This window comes from Sphingobacterium lumbrici (genome assembly GCF_006476045.1).
In the GTDB taxonomy this organism is placed as follows: Bacteria; Bacteroidota; Bacteroidia; order Sphingobacteriales; family Sphingobacteriaceae; genus Sphingobacterium; species Sphingobacterium lumbrici.
In genome coordinates this window covers 1-17,324 of sequence record NZ_SRZY01000001.1, presented here as the reverse complement: position 1 = coordinate 17,324, position 17,324 = coordinate 1, and the positions used below count along the sequence as shown (strand labels likewise).

General features: G+C 39.4%; 16 protein-coding genes. 3 read left to right on the top strand and 13 right to left on the bottom strand.

Annotated features, from left to right (window positions below; translation table 11 throughout):
• Nucleotides 1-2: 2 nt before the first annotated feature.
• Together E4F24_RS00085 and E4F24_RS00080 are read right to left on the bottom strand one after the other, a co-directional pair.
• Nucleotides 3-500: a dihydrofolate reductase gene (locus E4F24_RS00085; protein ID WP_140936567.1), complete on the bottom strand. Its 498-nt coding sequence runs from the start codon at nucleotides 498-500 to the stop codon at nucleotides 3-5.
• Between the two features lie 43 nt (nucleotides 501-543).
• The gene (locus tag E4F24_RS00080) at nucleotides 544-1,365 is read right to left on the bottom strand and encodes a thymidylate synthase (RefSeq protein WP_140936566.1); all 822 of its coding nucleotides are present in this window, start codon (nucleotides 1,363-1,365) and stop codon (nucleotides 544-546) included.
• A 202-nt stretch (nucleotides 1,366-1,567) separates the two neighbouring features.
• On the opposite strand from E4F24_RS00080, the gene mtaB reads away from it, so the two are divergent.
• Nucleotides 1,568-2,887, top strand: a complete 1,320-nt coding sequence (gene mtaB, locus E4F24_RS00075; protein WP_140936565.1) for a tRNA (N(6)-L-threonylcarbamoyladenosine(37)-C(2))-methylthiotransferase MtaB — start codon at nucleotides 1,568-1,570, stop codon at nucleotides 2,885-2,887.
• 36 nt (nucleotides 2,888-2,923) lie between these two features.
• Here mtaB and E4F24_RS00070 read toward each other — a convergent pair whose 3' ends face one another.
• The 11 genes from E4F24_RS00070 to E4F24_RS00020 form a co-directional block, all read right to left on the bottom strand.
• A complete protein-coding gene (locus E4F24_RS00070; protein ID WP_140936564.1) occupies nucleotides 2,924-5,185 on the bottom strand; it encodes an inorganic phosphate transporter in 2,262 nt (753 codons plus the stop codon).
• 131 nt (nucleotides 5,186-5,316) lie between these two features.
• On the bottom strand, nucleotides 5,317-6,069 hold the full coding sequence (locus tag E4F24_RS00065) for an SGNH/GDSL hydrolase family protein (RefSeq protein WP_140936563.1): 753 nt from the start codon (nucleotides 6,067-6,069) through the stop codon (nucleotides 5,317-5,319).
• A gap of 65 nt (nucleotides 6,070-6,134) precedes the next feature.
• Nucleotides 6,135-7,322 carry an aspartate aminotransferase family protein gene (locus E4F24_RS00060; RefSeq protein ID WP_181182322.1) on the bottom strand — a complete coding sequence of 396 codons (1,188 nt, stop codon included), beginning with the start codon at nucleotides 7,320-7,322 and terminating at the stop codon, nucleotides 6,135-6,137.
• A 23-nt stretch (nucleotides 7,323-7,345) separates the two neighbouring features.
• Complete coding sequence (locus E4F24_RS00055) at nucleotides 7,346-7,771, bottom strand: hypothetical protein (protein WP_235891114.1); 426 nt, start codon at nucleotides 7,769-7,771, stop codon at nucleotides 7,346-7,348.
• Nucleotides 7,771-8,748: a hypothetical protein gene (locus tag E4F24_RS00050; RefSeq protein WP_140936561.1), complete on the bottom strand. Its 978-nt coding sequence runs from the start codon at nucleotides 8,746-8,748 to the stop codon at nucleotides 7,771-7,773. Before E4F24_RS00050 ends, E4F24_RS00055 begins: the two co-directional genes overlap by 1 nt.
• Before the next feature lie 35 nt (nucleotides 8,749-8,783).
• Nucleotides 8,784-9,329 carry an RNA polymerase sigma factor gene (locus E4F24_RS00045; RefSeq protein WP_140936560.1) on the bottom strand — a complete coding sequence of 182 codons (546 nt, stop codon included), beginning with the start codon at nucleotides 9,327-9,329 and terminating at the stop codon, nucleotides 8,784-8,786.
• Between the two features lie 5 nt (nucleotides 9,330-9,334).
• Nucleotides 9,335-10,288, bottom strand: a complete 954-nt coding sequence (locus E4F24_RS00040; RefSeq protein ID WP_140936559.1) for a transketolase family protein — start codon at nucleotides 10,286-10,288, stop codon at nucleotides 9,335-9,337.
• A gap of 171 nt (nucleotides 10,289-10,459) precedes the next feature.
• Complete coding sequence (locus E4F24_RS00035) at nucleotides 10,460-11,308, bottom strand: transketolase (protein ID WP_140936558.1); 849 nt, start codon at nucleotides 11,306-11,308, stop codon at nucleotides 10,460-10,462.
• Nucleotides 11,309-11,353: 45 nt separating this feature from the next.
• Nucleotides 11,354-11,770, bottom strand: coding sequence for a hypothetical protein (locus tag E4F24_RS00030; RefSeq protein ID WP_140936557.1), 417 nt, complete (start codon nucleotides 11,768-11,770; stop codon nucleotides 11,354-11,356).
• Between the two features lie 57 nt (nucleotides 11,771-11,827).
• Entirely contained in the window at nucleotides 11,828-13,492 is a 1,665-nt protein-coding gene (locus E4F24_RS00025; protein WP_140936556.1) for a M28 family metallopeptidase, read from the bottom strand.
• Nucleotides 13,493-13,515: 23 nt separating this feature from the next.
• Nucleotides 13,516-14,136, bottom strand: coding sequence for a SprT family zinc-dependent metalloprotease (locus tag E4F24_RS00020; RefSeq protein ID WP_140936555.1), 621 nt, complete (start codon nucleotides 14,134-14,136; stop codon nucleotides 13,516-13,518).
• Nucleotides 14,137-14,215: 79 nt separating this feature from the next.
• On the opposite strand from E4F24_RS00020, the gene porD reads away from it, so the two are divergent.
• Both porD and recN read left to right on the top strand, forming a co-directional pair.
• Nucleotides 14,216-15,112: a type IX secretion system protein PorD gene (gene porD, locus E4F24_RS00015; protein ID WP_140936554.1), complete on the top strand. Its 897-nt coding sequence runs from the start codon at nucleotides 14,216-14,218 to the stop codon at nucleotides 15,110-15,112.
• Between the two features lie 4 nt (nucleotides 15,113-15,116).
• The gene (gene recN, locus E4F24_RS00010) at nucleotides 15,117-16,775 is read left to right on the top strand and encodes a DNA repair protein RecN (protein ID WP_140936553.1); all 1,659 of its coding nucleotides are present in this window, start codon (nucleotides 15,117-15,119) and stop codon (nucleotides 16,773-16,775) included.
• The last annotated feature ends 549 nt before the right edge of the window (nucleotides 16,776-17,324 follow it).

Below are 17,324 nucleotides of genomic sequence, written 5' to 3'. Positions count from 1 at the left end.
GCTCAGTTTATCCTTTCGTAGACCTCGAATGAATAATCAAAAGCATGTTTTTCATCCTTTTGATGAGCCTCTGAACTTACAAGCTTCCATGCTGCAGGAACTAGTTCCGGAAAGAATGCGTCACCGTCAACTGTAGTATGTACACGTGTTAAAAGAACTTTTTGCGCTAAAGGAAGTGTTTGTCTGTAGATTTCAGCACCGCCAATAATAAATATTTCACGTTCATCTCTGCAATACGTTAAGACCTCCTCTAGACTATTTGCTACATCAATATCTTCCGCTTTATAGTGAAGATCACGGGTAATCACAATATTTCTCCGTTCAGGCAAGGCCTTTCCAATGGATTCAAAAGTCTTACGGCCCATCACTATCGAGTGGTCAAGGGTATTTTTCTTGAAATATTTAAAATCATTAGGCAGGTGCCAGGGCATTTTATTGCCTTTTCCGATTGCATTGTTTTCCGCAGCGGCGACTATTAAAGTTAGTTTGAGATTACTCATTTCTTAAAAATATTTCTTTACGCTTCCTCGTGTAAATGTAAGCTTAAACAGCTACAGGAGCCTTGATATGTGGATGATATTCATAATCTGTTAATTCAAAATCATCGAATTTAAAGTCGAAAATGTCTTTAACATCAGGATTGATTTTCAGTTTGGGAAGCAACTTCGGATCCCTCGAAAGTTGCAATTCTGTTTGTTCAAAGTGATTGCTATAGATGTGTGCATCTCCAAGGGTGTGTACAAAATCAGCCGCCTCCATATCACAAACTTGTGCTACCATCATCGTTAACAAAGCATAAGATGCAATATTGAAAGGGACGCCTAAAAATATATCGGCACTGCGCTGATACAGCTGGCAGGATAGCTGAGGCCTTAATATTCCTTTTTCTGGTTGTGCTGGAGCTACATAAAACTGAAAAAAAGCGTGACATGGAGGTAAAGCCATGTTTTCAATTTCAGCCACGTTCCAGGCCGATACGATGATACGACGCGAGTCCGGATTCGTTTTTAGCTGGTTGATTACTTGCGAGATCTGATCAATATGTTTTCCGTCTGGAGTAGGCCAAGAACGCCACTGCGAACCATAAACCGGTCCCAAATTGCCCTTTTCATCTGCCCACTCATCCCAAATACTGACACCATTCTCTTTCAGGTATTGAATGTTTGTTTCTCCTTTTAAAAACCAAATCAACTCATGTATGATCGAACGAAGATGAAGCTTTTTGGTAGTAACGAGTGGAAAACCTTCCTTTAAATTAAAACGCATTTGATAGCCAAAAACACTTTTAGTACCCGTTCCTGTACGGTCCGTTTTCTCTACGCCTGTCGTATACACATGCTTTAGCAAATCTAAATACTGTTTCATGATTTTTAATTTTGAATGTTACGAAGATAAGTGTTTTTGCATCATTAGAATATCACAATTTTTCAACAACTCACATTTTGTGTCTTTTTATGTATTTTTGCAGATATTATCAGATATTCATGTTTTTGAAATACCCAGTACATGAGCAAAACCCTGTTTACAGTAGGTTGGTATCTGAAAGTTAAAAGTATATTGTATACAGATGAATAAAAAAGTTGCTTTCTACACCTTGGGATGTAAGCTGAATTTCTCAGAAACGTCATCTATTGGTCGTATCTTTAAAGATGCGGGTTATGAAACTACGCCGTTTAACAGTCAGGCGGATGTATATGTGATCAATACCTGCTCGGTTACAGATCATGCCGATAAAAAGTGTAGAAAGGTAGTAAAGGAGGCATTGAAACATTCTCCGAATGCGTATATAACCATAGTGGGATGTTATGCCCAATTGAAGCCAAAAGAAATTGCTGAGATCCCGGGCGTGGATATGGTATTAGGTGCCGCCGAAAAATTTAATATCATTGAACACATCAATGATTTGACAAAGCAAGCGAAGACGATTATTCATAATGCACCCATCGATGAAACGAATCAGTTTGTTTCTGCTTTCTCCATAGGAGATCGTACGCGTACCTTCTTAAAAGTGCAGGATGGATGTGATTACTCCTGTACATTTTGTACCATTCCTTTAGCTCGCGGTGCAAGTCGCTCCGGCAAGATTGAAGACATTGTTCGTCAGGCAGAAGAAATTGCCGCGTCTGGTGTTAAAGAAATCGTGTTGACAGGGGTTAACATTGGCGATTTTGGTGTTCGCGATGGCAAACGACAAGATAAGTTTTTGGATTTGGTAAGAGCTTTGGACGAAGTGGAGGGCATTGATCGAATTCGTATTTCATCCATAGAACCAAACCTTTTAGCAAATGAGATTATTGAATTTGTAGCGCAATCCAAACGATTTGTACCACATTTTCACATGCCTTTGCAAGCCGGTAATAATAAGGTGTTGGCGCAGATGCGCCGTCGTTATAAACGGGAATTATATGCAGAGCGGGTTGCTAAAATAAGATCCTTGATGCCGAACTGTTGTATAGGCGTCGATGTGATTGTAGGTTTTCCCGGCGAAACCCGTGAAGATTTTATAGACACCTACAACTTCATAAATGAGATGGACATTTCCTATTTACATGTTTTTACCTATTCTGAGCGCGAAAATACGATAGCAGCGCAAATGGAAGGTGCTGTCCCTGGAGCGCAACGAAGTGATAGAAGTAAAATGTTGCATATTCTATCCGAAAAAAAACGGCGTGCCTTTTATGAATCTCAATTGGAAGAAGTAGGAGAGGTACTGTTTGAGTCCGACGTAAAGGATGGGTATATGCACGGTTTTTCTAAAAATTATGTCAAAGTGCGCACAGCTTATGATCCGCTTCTAGTGAATGAGATTGTTCCAGTAAAATTTGTTGCCATAACGGAGAACGGTGAAGTAGACATTGAAGAGTTACCGGAATTATTAGCACATTGAAAGACTACATAAAAAAGGAGCCGACAGGCTCCTTTTTTATATGGTAGAGCTTCTGAATCTTTCAAACTCCTGATGCAAACGAATAAGCTTTAGTGTGGAATTTATCAGTTCGTTTGTTTCGAGTAAAATAGAGAAATAGAGTTTTGAATTTTTCGCACTATTTTCAGATGTTCGAATTCGTTCGATTTGCCTATCCAAAAATTCATTATTTATATGCTGCAGTTCCAATCGTTCATTGATGATATCATCTATTTTGGAGAAGTCTTGTCGTTTATAGACATTATTTATTTTGGAGTACCATTGTCCCAATTTTTCTACAATATATTTGAGATCTTTAGCCTGATTGATTTTAAGGGGCTTGTGATTATTGTCTACGTGATCGTAAATGTTTGAAGTAATAACGCCTAAGTTCTCGACGATATCCTGGAGATAACCTAAAGATTGAATATAATATCGGCTCCCTTTTACCGATGAGTCGTCGAGATTTCGAATAAAGTCATACAGCGATGAGTTGGTAGAATTAAGATCTTTTTGCAACTTCTTTACTAACTTTTTATCGGCGTTTAAGATCACTAAATCCTGATTAATTAATCCCTCAATAACTTCCTTGTAGAGGATATTTGTTTTTGTGATAATTTCACTGATCTGATTGGAGCTGGCTTCCGTTACCTGTTGTAACGTCTGTATATCCCTTTTTTCCAATTGCAGTTTTCTTTCTGATTGCTCTTTTACTTTTTTGTCGTGACTTTTTGAATTTCTATAGAGAAAAATAGCCAATGCGACCAGGGCTGTTACAAAAGTGGCAATTCCGCCTACTTTTAGAAGATAGGCTAATATAAAAGCGCCTCCAAATGCACAAGCTGCCGTCACGAACCACCCCCCGACTACGTGGAACACACCCGAAACACGGTATACCGCACTTTCCCTGTCCCAAGCCCTGTCTGCGAAGGCTGTACCCATAGCTACCATGAAGGTCACGTATGTAGTAGAAAGAGGCAGTTTCATAGAGGTTCCAAGCGCAATCAAGCTGCTGGCAACCATTAAATTGACTGAAGCTCTAACCATGTCAAACATGGGTTCTTCACCCGATTTCTTATTCCCCCCATTTTCCAGCAATGGATTTTCAAACTGCTTATCCAGTCGGGTTTGCAGCGTTCTGGGCATCACATAGCTTATTATGTTGCCAACATTAATGAAAGACCGCACAATCTTTCTTGCCAGTGCATTCGACTTAAACTTGTCAATTCCTGAATCTTGATTACTTAAACTCATCTCCGTCTCGATGACGGTTTTAGCCTTTTTGGAAGTCCATAAGGTAACGACCATGATAATACCTGCCAAAAATAAAATCCATACAGGAGCGACAATATCATCCGATCCCAAAGCTGTCATCATATATGTATCCGGATCCGCACCCGCTGTTCTGAAAAAATCGATGGATTGTAGCGCCGCTACAGGAACCCCGATGAAATTAACTAAATCGTTGCCTGCAAAGGATAATGCTAATGCAAACGTACCTATACCAATAATTAGTTTTAAAATATTGATATTAAGGCGGGTCAGGACGAAGCTTATAAGGGTAAACAGGAAAAAACTTCCTATCAGCAGATTTATTTCATGGCTATTAATCCAATTACGGGTATTTTCGGAAATGAAAGTAACCCCTTTAAGCCCTTTTATTAAAATGAAATAACTGATTGCGGCTAAGGTTATACCGCCGAATAATATCCCGACAGTTTTTATTTTTTTTTCAAATTGAAACGTAAAAATAAGCCTTGAAATGTACTGCACAATCATGCCAATAGTGAAGGATAAAAATACAGATAGTAAGATACTGCTTACGATCTCAGTAGCTTTCTCGGTATTGATATAATTGGATAATGTATTCCAGGCTGCGTCTTCACTAATTATTTTGTAAATCCCCAAACATACTGCAGCACCCAAAAGTTCGAAGACAATAGAGACGGTGGTCGAAGTAGGTAACCCGAAATAATTAAATATGTCCAGTAAAATTACATCGGTGATCATGACAGCTAAGAATATGATTATGACATCATTAAAACTAAACTGACTGGGGATATAAATACCGCTTCGGGCGATTTCCATCATACCGCTGGAAAAAATAGCTCCACATATAATACCTAAACTTGCCACTATCATTGTAGTTTTAAAAGGTATTGCTTTGGATCCGATAGCAGAGTTGAGAAAGTTTACGGCATCGTTGCTAACTCCAACGATAAGGTCGATTACCGCTAGAGCAATCAATGTAAGCACAATAAGCAAGAGGTAATTTTCCATAATTGATTTTGCTTTAAAGCCGGTAAATCTGCTCTATGAATATTAAAGTATGTTACATACCTCAAAACGTGTCATCGCGATCAGCAAAGTGAGGATGCCTGCCTTCGGTAGGCAGGCAGCGTTTGAGTTTGTTATTTCACGGTCTCTAGCCAGTGTTGAGCCATTAAGTTTGCTCCCGCTAAGGAGGTATGTACTCCGTCGGTAGTCCAATATTTTCCGTCGGCTCTTTTTTCTGCTTTATCAAAAATAGATTGATATGGAATAAATACAGCACGATATTCTTTTGCTATTTCGCTAGCGACTTCCTGATATCTCGTTAATTCCGGAAACCAACTATCGTCTACATGACTCACATTTTTGACACCGAAAGGTTCGCCAATAATTAACTTTACTTGAGGTAGTGCTGTCAAGGTTTGGTCAAGTAATTTTCTGTAGTTATCTTTATATGTGTCAGCAGAGCCTTCATAATTCCCATTCCTCTTATGCCAATAATCATTGATGCCAATCATAATACTTAAAATAGTTGGCTTAAGGTCTATACAATCTGTAGTCCATCGTTCAGCAAGTTGTGGCACCTTATTTCCACTGATACCTCTATTGTAAATCTGTATGTTTTGGTCCGCATATTTGTTTAACAAATGGCTAGCGGCAATCATAGCATAACCTTTGCCAAAAGCATCCGTATTATTTGGCTCTAAATTGTCTCTTTTGCGACCGTGGTCAGTTATCGAATCGCCCTGGAATAGAATAACGTCGTTTTGACGAATGGTTATTTTCTTGGCAGGGGTGCCAATATGCTCTTTGGCATTTAATAATGAAGTACCCACCAAGGCTCCTCCCAGAGTAAGTAAGCTTTTTTGCAAAAAGTCCCTTCTGTTATCCATTTTTATTGGTTTATGTCTTATTAAACTTAGATAAAGACAATTTTATCTGGGTGAAAATAAGAATATTAACAGAATTTATCAATTCCTTCTTTTATTATTTTGCAGGCTTGTTGTATTTCTTGTTCGGAGATGGTTAGTGGGGGGGCTATACGTAAGGCTGTTTCACAATGCAGATACCAATCTATCATGATTCCTTTTTCTGCGCAGTATTGACTTATAGCGTATACTTGGTCAAAAGTTTCTAACTGTAAACACATCATCAGTCCTAATCCTCTGATTTCTTTGATTTTGGGATGATTTAATTCCTGTCTAAATAAGTTCTCTTTGATTGCTACTTGTTCTATAAGTTGTTCGTTGATGATCACTTGCAGTGAGGCTAAAGCAGCAGCACAGGATACAGGGTGTCCACCAAATGTAGTGATATGGCCTAACATAGGATTATCTTTTATGACATCCATAATTTTTTTTGATGCTACAAAAGCACCCAGGGGCATACCACCTCCGATCCCTTTGGCAAGCATGAGGATATCCGGAACGATGTCAAAGTGGTCAAAAGCAAATAATTTGCCGGTGCGTCCAAAACCGGTTTGGATCTCATCAAATATTAATAGGGTACCGGTTTCATTGCATTTATTTCGTAGGGCCTGCATATAATTTACGCTGGGCACTCGTACGCCTGCCTCACCTTGTATAGCTTCAATAATCACTGCAGCGGTATTGTGAGTAATAAGAGCCAGATCAGAAATGCTGTTGTATTCAATAAATTCTATCTCAGGCAAAAGGGGTGCATACGCTTGTTGATATTCCGGGTTGCCAATAAGGCTGAGAGCTCCTTGTGTACTGCCATGATATGCCTTTTTAGCAGCAATAATTTGCCTGCGGCCCGTGTATTTTTTTGCGATTTTCATAGACCCTTCAACGGCCTCAGCTCCTGAATTAGTCAAGTAGACCGATTCAAAATGAACAGGTAATTGTTTCAGTAACATGGTCGCAAATTGTACTTGAGGTGCCTGTACAAATTCGCCGTATACAGTTACATGTAGATATTTATCCAGTTGATCTTTAATCGCTTCCAGTACCTTGGGATGGCGATGTCCGATATTACTTACATTGAATCCGGAAACTAAATCTAAATATTTTTCTCCATGTGGCCCGTAGAGAAATGAACCTTCTGCCCGTTCGATTTCAATGAGACGCGGGGTGTCAGAAGTTTGTGCGGTATTTTTTAAAAACAGCTCTCTATTACTAATCATATACGAAGTTAAGGAAGATGTTTTTATCTTTTTGGTCTGTTTTGATATTCTTTAGCGAGGATATTAATGAAATCTTCTTCTACCTGAAAGAATTGAGATGCTCTTGACTGCCCAATTGCCTGAGCAAATTTACTTCGGTATGTTTTTTTGATATCTACTTCTTTGATATTAAAAGCGATTACATCTCTCTTGCCACTATTGAGAGAATTTGTGTTTTGCGGCACATCGGTTCCTCTTTTTGCCTTTTTAAGATTCCACATTTCTCGATTATATTGGTTATATATCGGGAAAAATTTTTGAGCCTCAGCAGGAGTCAATTTTAACTCTTTTGTGATATAAGCGATTTTTTTATTCTCAATAACGTCAAAATTTCGTTGCTGCGAAAATGAAGTGAACTGAAATGCGAATAAAAAGCAAAAAGTAATTAATATTTGTTTAAAGCGTAGCATTATAGCATGTAATTTAAGTACTCTTCGATATCGTTGTCTTCAATTTGACTACCTATTTCCATTTTTTCGGGGATTTCTAAATACTCCGAAAAAATGATCAAATCGTTACCATCCGAAACCTGTGCTAAATAACTAATGATTTCTTCACCAGGTATTTCCGAAAGAGATATGTTGTCCGAATATATAGCGTTGTTTTGCTGATTGAATGAAAGATATGAAGCTATACCTATTATCGCAGCGACTGCGGCGGCATAACTTGTCCATCTTTTCCACGACGGCAGTCTAGTGATAGTTTCATCTTGCTTCGCAGGAGGCAGTTGTTCTAAATGGCCATCAAGAACCTTCATGGTACGCTCATTACTGTTGGTATTGCCCGGTATCATGAAGGTTTTTTCAGACAAAAGATCAAAATATCCAGCAGGCACATCATATCCTGTTTCAGTAACCTCGGCTTTTAATTTTTCAACTGCGACAGTTGATAAGATATCTTGCTCCAGTGTCTCAAAGTAAGCGGCTGGAACTTCATAACCATCATGATTTACGATAGTCTTCAATTGCTCTTCTGCGATTCGATTAAGAATGGACTCTTTAGCTGCTTCAATATAGTCTACAGGAGTGGTAAATCCCGCCGTAGTCACCTGTTTACGAAGTGTTTCTTTAAAAATTGTAGCCTGAATTTGATGTGCAGATTCTTCAAAATAATGTTGTGGCACTTCAAATCCGGTGCTACCAACTTGATTTTTTAATTTTTGTTCGGCAACTTTGGCTAATATATTGTCTTGAAGTTTTTTGAAGTATCCTTCAGGTGTAACCAGATTATTTTTTTGAATCTCTAGTTTCTCTAATTTTACAAGGGAAAGAATGACCGATTCCTGTACGCTGAAATAGTCTGGCGGTATGGAAAAAGGATTAACACGTAATGATTCGGGAAACTTATTTCCTCCTAATTCGTCATGATATGTGTTTATTTCCTTCATCGTTATGAGTATAGATACTATTATCACTAAAAGGTTTAATCATTTGCGTTAAAAAAATGTTCTATTTTCTTCACCGCTAAATGATAAGAGGCTTTAAGTGCGCCTACACTTGTTCCAAGTATTTCTGATATTTCATCATATTTAAGATCTTCAAAATATTTCATGTTAAAGACCAGACGTTGTTTCTCGGGAAGAGTAAGTAAAGCTTGTTGTAGCTTAAGTTGCGCTTTATCTCCATTGAAATAGTGGCCATCCGCTAATGTCTCCGACAAGTATGCTGAACTATCATCGTCTAAGGATACATTTTGTTTCAGCTTTTTCTTGTTCAGAAAAGTAATACATTCATTTGTAGCGATGCGGTACAGCCAGGTGTACAATTGTGAATCTTCTCTAAACTTCTCTAAATTACGCCACACTTTTATGAAAATATCTTGTGTCACGTCATCCGCATCGTCATGATCGATGACCATGCGTCTGACATGCCAATAGATTTTTTGTTGATATTTTTTTAGCAAATAGCCGAACGCCTCTTCGCGTGTGTGCTCATCAGCAAATTTTGATATGATTAAGGCGTCTTCCATTTGTTTTATTTTCTGCTAATAACTTTGCTTGCAGCGGCGACGATACTTGATGCATTCAGCCCGTATTTCTCCATCAATTGTGCAGGAGTTCCCGATTCACCGAAACTATCATTTACCGCTACGTACTCTTGTGGAGTAGGTAATTTTTGGGCCAATACTTGCGCTACACTATCTCCTAATCCACCCAGGCGATTGTGTTCTTCTGCTGTAACAACACATCCTGTCTTCGCAACTGATTTCAGGATAGCTTCTGTATCTAATGGTTTGATCGTATGGATGTTGATGATTTCAGCATCGATACCTAGTTTTTCTAATTCTTCACCAGCTTTAATAGCCTCCCATACCAAGTGACCGGTAGCAATAATCGTTACATCTTTCCCTTCGTTCAACAGGACTGCTTTACCGATTTCAAATTTTTGATCGGCAGGGGTGAAGTTAGGAACCACCGGGCGTCCGAAGCGTAAATATGCCGGTCCAACATGGCTGGCCAATGCTACTGTTGCGGCCTTTGTTTGGTTAAAGTCGCATGGGTTGATAACAGTCATGCCCGGAAGCATTTTCATCAAGCCAATATCTTCTAATATTTGGTGTGTCGCGCCATCTTCGCCTAAGGTAAGACCCGCATGCGAAGCACATATTTTTACGTTTTTGTCTGAATAGGCAATAGACTGGCGAATTTGGTCATACACCCGGCCTGTAGAGAAGTTTGCAAATGTTCCTGTAAAAGGAATTTTGCCACCAATAGTCAAACCGGCGGCAATTCCCATCATATTTGCTTCCGCGATTCCGATTTGGAAAAAACGCTCCGGAAATTCGTTGATGAAGTCATTCATCTTTAATGAGCCGATTAAGTCCGCACAAAGTGCTACTACATTTTCATTCGTTTTACCTGCTTCCAATAAACCAGCTCCAAAGCCTGAACGTGTGTCTTTTGATTCAGTATATGTGAATTTTTTCATCCGTATAATTTTCTTTTAATTGCGATGAATCCATTATGATTTATTTGTGTCTTTAACGATTTTGAAAATCATGATGGATTCATTTTGTTATATTGAGTATCTTGATGTACGTATTGCGGTGTGAGGCATTACACACACTACACATGTCGCTTATCGCACATCTGCATCTAATTAATAATCTCCGACTGTTTTAGGAATTTGATCCAACGCAAGTTGTAATTGCTCATCGTTAGGTGCTACACCATGCCATTTATGTGATCCCATCATGTAATCAACGCCAAATCCCATTTCAGTATGTAATAAGATCATCACAGGTTTACCCTTTCCGGTATGTGATTTAGCTTCCTCAAGGCCGGCAACCACAGATGCCATATCATTACCTTTTTCTACTTCTAATACATCCCAACCAAAAGCTTCCCATTTAGCCCTCAAATTACCCAATGATAGTACTTGATTTGTAGGCCCATCGATCTGTGCACCATTATAGTCTACAGCAGCAATAAGATTGTCTATTTTGTTGTGAGGAGCATACATTGCCGCTTCCCACACTTGCCCTTCTTGTAGTTCACCATCTCCCATGAGTACATATACCAATTGACTATCCTTATTCAATTTCTTTGCTTGTGCAGCACCAATTGCAACGGACAAGCCTTGACCCAAAGATCCGGAAGCAACACGAATTCCCGGTAGGTGTTCGTGTGTGGTCGGATGACCTTGTAACCGGGAGTTAATCTTACGGAAAGTAGCCAGTTCGTTTACCGGAAAGTATCCTGCTCTTGCCAGTGTACTGTAAAATACAGGTGAAATATGTCCGTTTGATAAGAAAAATAAATCTTCTCCATCACCGTTCATATTAAAAGAAGGATTATGTTTCATTGCATGGAAATACAATGCAACGAAATAATCTGTACATCCTAATGATCCTCCAGGGTGTCCAGATTGACAAGCATGTACCATACGTACAATGTCTCGTCTTACTTGTGATGCAATCTGTTCTAGTTTGTTGATATCTGCACTCATTTTTAATTGATTTTCAATGAAAATTAGGTCGTAAAGTTAATGATTTTAATGTAATAGAGACCACGTGCTCCATGGAATTCTTGATAAAATCAATATTAAAGCTATTGTATAGGTGAAGAACACAGTCTTATTCGCTTTGTAGTCTTCTTTAGCTTTTTTCGCTTTCGAATATCCAATGGTGATTAAAACAATAGCGATAAGCATTAACAAGGGGTGTTCTAAAAAGTAAAGACGTGATAAGCTGTTGCTCATATTTTCACCGGAAAAGCTTTTTAGTCCCAATGGAGAGGTGAAATATAGCACCAATCCAATGAGTAATTGTAAGTGTGCACTGATGAATCCGATAAGTGCTATTTTACGATTGTAAGGATTGCTTTTAAAATAATTAACTGCAGTAATAATAATAGAAATGACTAAAGCTAATAATAGTACTACAGCTAGAGTCGAGTGTAAATGTTTCATTCCTGTTAACATAGTTTGTATGTGTTAAATTGTATCTTAATCTTCTTTGCAAAGGTACTATTTTGAAAGACGTTTCTCACCTAATTCTTTAAATTCTGAATTCGATTTGAACCGTGGAAATGTTTTTTCTAAACTCAAGGTATATCCAATATCGAAAAACAAGCGAATGTCCGCTATCATACCTCCAAAGTCCCAATTTTCATCGATTTCATCTGTAACATTGTGATAACGTCCCGATAAAGCTTCTTTTCTTTTGGCATTCGATGTTGTATCTGTTGAAATCAATTGATCGCCACTTCCCATGAATAATCCCGGTACCCCCTTTTTCACAAAGTTGAAATGATCTGATCTGTAAAATCCGCCAGAAGAAGGATTCCCTTCTCCCTTCACAAACCTTCCAAATTTAGCAGCTGATTGTTCGACATAATCGTCTAATTCTGTTTGACCCAGCCCTATAACGGATACATCTTTTGTCGCTCCCAAAGGGCTAAAAGCATCCATATTCAGGTTCGCTACCGTTTTGTTAATTGGATAGATCGGATTGCTTGCATAGTAGGCAGATCCCAACAGCCCCTCTTCTTCAGCCGTGAGCGCCATGAATATAATAGTGCGCTCCGGCTTTACCTTAGCCGCGTTGAATGCCTTCGCAATTTCAAATAGTGCAGCTACTCCCGCGGCATTATCGACTGCTCCATTATAAATAGAATCGCCGTCTACGGATTCGCCTACACCCAAATGATCCCAATGTGCCGTATAGATAATTGTTTCATCAGTCCTTTTGGACCCTTCTATTTTCGCTACTACATTATTTGACTTAGACTTACGGAAGCTGTTTTTCAAGCTTACCGCCATAGTGACTTGAAGTGGCACCGCTTTAAATCCCGGTTTTTTGGCTTCTTCCATTACTTTTGGATCAACACCTGCTATTTGAAAGAGATTTTTAGCGGTTTCGTTCGAAATCCATCCCTCAAATTCCGCATTCGAAGCACCGTTGTTTTCTGTGACCATATCCAATTGAGGGCCACTCCAACCTGTCCTCACCACATCCCATCCATAACTGGCAGCAGCAGTTTCATGGATAATTAGTATACCTGTTGCCCCTTGGCGGCCCGCTTCTTCATATTTATACGTCCATCTGCCATAGTATGTCATGGTATCCGCTTTGAAGAGATTTTTGTCATATCTCCCGGGGTCAGATGCCATCACAACGACAGTCTTGCCTTTGACATCCAGTCCATCATAATCATTCCACCCGTATTCAGGCGCTACGATTCCGAATCCCGCAAAAACTAATTCCGTCGAAGCGACTGTAGTATGTTCCTGTAATCGCTTTGTCCCGATTACAAAATCATCCAGGTAGTTAATTGTCAAATCTCCTTTTTTACCTGTTAACGTAATGGAAGGTGAGGTCGGTTTAGATGTTATTTCTACTAACGGGACTTCCTGGAAATACGAATCTCCATTGCCGGGTTTTAATCCCAGGTTTTTGAATTGTTCCCTAATGTAGTTTACCGTTAATGTATCACCTTTAGTAAACGGTTTCCGGCCTAAAAATTCATCGGAGGATAGTTTGGATACCGCTTCCTTATAGGTGTTTTCCTGTATGGCTTCCAGTGCTACACTATCCAATACGGTTGTATCGTGTACAGCCTGTTGGGCGTTCTGGCAAGACAAGAAAGCCATTGCCGAAAAAAAGAGTGTGCGTAATGTTATCTTGTTCATGGTATTGGAGTAAAATAAATAGCTTATATGTCGGTGTTCAGTGGTGTTACCTCGGCTATAGGATGAAAGAGGTATATTCTGTTGGTGTCTACTTCAATACATCTATATCGTTTTCTCAGTTTTTCCTTTTTTTGGAAGGTACGGCCATTTTTGAGTTGGAAGATGCTGTTTTCAGGAAGTTCTTCTACCGTAAGGATAGACGCATCGAGCTGATCGTAATTTTTAAGGATGCGGTAAAGATGCAGATCGGTGCAGGAGGACGCGGCCGGATTGGACATATAGTTCGAAATAGCATGTATTATTTCCTGTGGGAAAATATTCAATTTTAAAAATGGATGCATCAGTATTTTAAAATTCTCTTTCCATTCCAATCCATGTGGTTTTACGAGACTCTTATGGGCTTGCCAGGTCTTCAGGTGAGCAAACTCATGTATTGTTGTGATCAAAAAGGAATACGGGTTGAGATCATGATTGACCGTAATCTGATGCGTACTGCCTCGGAAGGGCGCTCTGTAATCCCCTAGCTTTGAAGATCTGCTTCGCGTCACTTTGAATCGACAACTGGTGTCGTTTATCCATTGTGAAATAATTGGCGCTGCTTCACCCGGCATGTATTTACTTAATTGTTTGCTAAAGTCCGTCATTCATACAAACATATTATTTTCTGTTGATTTATAGAAGTTCAAAAAACTTTTGTCTAAGTTTGAATCATAATCAAATCGTATGCGAAGAATTTACTTAAGTATAATTTTGCTGTCTGTCTCCATCTCTTGTGTTTTCGCTCAGGAATTAAATGCAAGAGTCGAACTTTCTGCACCGCAATTGCAGAATACGAATGCCAGGACATTGGAATTGCTTCAACGTGTTATTTCTGATTTTTTAAACAACAGATCGTGGACGGATAAAGCCATTCGTCCGGAAGAACGTATTGATTGTAGTTTTAATATCATCATTACAGAGTACGATGGGTCCAAGCAATATAAAGCTACTGCGCAGATAAATTCTGCTCGACCGGTGTATGGAACGAACTATAATAGCCCGATTTTAAGTTTCAGGGATAAATATTTTAATTTTTCGTATGTTGAAGGAGAGCAGTTGGATTTTAATGATAATCAGAATCTAGGGCCACTATCTTCCTTATTAGGTTTTTATGCCAATATTATTATCGGAATGGATATGGATTCATTCCGGAAATCCGGGGGTACGCCCATGTTTTCAAAAGCGCGTACAATCATGAATTATTCGCAGAGTTCCCAAGTTGAAGGCTGGCGAGGGATGGAAGCTATGGATAACCGGTATTGGCTGATTACAAATCTGGTAGATCGAACATATATGCCTTACCGTGAGTTTTCGTATTCCTTCCATAGAGAGGGATTGGATAATATGGTAGAGAATGAAGCAAAAGCCAAAGGAGCGATGGGGGAAATGATGGTCAGATTAAAAGAGGTGGATCGTACCAATACAGGCAACGTATTGACCAATGTGCTGTTTACCGCAAAATCAAATGAATTTGTCGGTATATTTTCTAAAATGCCGGGAAATGAAAGCGTCAAGATTTACAATTTGTTAGCCGAACTGGATCCTTCCAATATTTCAAAATACGAGACACTAAAAAAATAAATACATGCTGACACGCCTATATATAAAGAATTACGCATTAATAGATAATCTTGATATTTCGTTCGATAAAGGACTTAATATCATAACTGGTGAAACGGGTGCCGGTAAATCCATCATTATGGGCGCACTAGGCTTGATCGTGGGTAATCGGGCAGAGGGGAAGCAGTTTTTTGACGAAAGTCAAAAATGTATCATTGAAGGTTATTTCAATGTTTCTTCCTATGGATTGAATGATTTTTTTGAAGAGACAGATTTAGATTATGAGGAAGAAACTATTATTCGGCGGGAAATAACGGTTGACGGAAAATCGAGAGCGTTTGTCAACGACTCACCGGTGACGTTAAATGTGCTCAAAGCTTTGGGCGAAAAACTGATTGATATCCATTCTCAACATGCTACCTTGCAGCTTAATACCGAAGAATTTCAGTTGTTTGTGGTGGACAGCGTGGCCGCTAACGCTAAGTTGTTGCAAAGCTATAACTCGGAATACAAACGTTTAAAAAAATACGAACAACGACTGTTAACCTTAAAGGGAGAGATACATGCAGCTAATGCAGAACTTGACTATAATCAATTTCTATTTGACGAATTGGAAAAGGTAAGCCTTGTCGAAGGAGAAGTTGCAGAACTAGAGGCGGAACAGCAGCAACTCGAAAATGCGGAAGACATTAAGAAAGGATTGTCGACTGCGCAATACCTGTTAGTCGAAGGTGATACGAATATTCAGACTTTGTTAAAAGATGCTGTTCAGCAGTTACAGTCCGTATCCAAATTTTTTAAGCGTACAGAAGAATTTTCAGATCGGCTGCAAAGCGCTTATATTGAGATCAAGGATATCGCAAATGAGGTAGAATTAGCGAATGAAGGCGTGCATCTGGATGGGGATCGTCTAGACCATGTGAATTCTCGTCTGAGTGAGATTTATACCTTACTGAAAAAGCACCGACTTGATACGGATACCGAATTAATTGAACTGCGGGAACAATTAAACGCCAAGCTTCAATTGGCATCCAGTCAGGACGAAGCACTAATTGTGCTTGAAAACGAAGTTAAAAAACAACTTGATGCGGTGCTGGAACTAGCCCAGCAGATCAGTAAGACGCGTCAGCAAAGTCTCTCAATTATCCAATATAGTGTAAATAGTACGCTCCTTGCTGTCGGTATGCCCAATGCTAATCTCCAGATACATCTGGAACAGCAAACAGAAGACAAAATTTCTCCCAAAGGATTGGATAAAGTTCAGTTTTTATTTTCGGCTAATAAGGGGCAAGCTTTGCAACCTATCCACAAAGTCGCATCCGGAGGGGAGTTGTCGCGGGTTATGCTCGCTATAAAATCCCTGGTGTCCCAACGTTCTGCTTTACCGACCATCATATTTGATGAGATCGATACAGGTATTTCAGGAGAGGTGGCGTTACGGGTAGGAGAGGTGATGGAGCATCTGGCACAGCATATACAAGTGCTGGCTATAACACACCTACCTCAGATTGCCTCTAAGGGTACAGCCCACTTCAAGGTGTATAAAGAAGACCTGGACGAGCGAACCAAGTCTAACATTCGGCTTTTAGATCAAGATAAACGTATTCTGGAAATAGCACAGATGCTAAGCGGTGCAAATCCTGGAGATGCCGCCCTGCAGCATGCGAGGGAATTATTAGGGTGATTTCAAACCTTCATTTTTATTATCCTCACCTTTTAACCTTAACTTGCAAGTCAGCCGAAAATGTCTCTGCTTTTCTATTGCAATGTCCCCACTTGTTCCCTATGTTTACTTTCGCAAGCCCGTCTGTTGTAAACACTTGTCAATATAGCCCCACTTGCTGTTCAGCTTAACTTTAACTAATCCGTCTTTGTCAAAGTCTTCCCATTTTGTCCTAATGTTAAAGTGTATTTTGAAAAAGTATCTTTTAATGTCATTTGTCTGTCTGTTGAATGTTTGCACGGTCGTTCATAGGGTGACCGCTAACGGTTCGGGGCTTGGCGAAGTGCGGGACTTTTAGCACTACACTTCAATCGAAGCACCAAAGCTCAAATTTACGAAAAACTGTCATACGAAGCATTTCACCCCGCATTTCGCCAAGCCCTTGTGCTTGTTGCACAACTCAAATATAGCTTAATTTGTTTGATGAACAGGTTGATATTTAGTATTTTTCATTATGCAAGGACGAAAAGACTTTACTCCCCGGCTGTTTTACGAACTGAGCTTAGATCG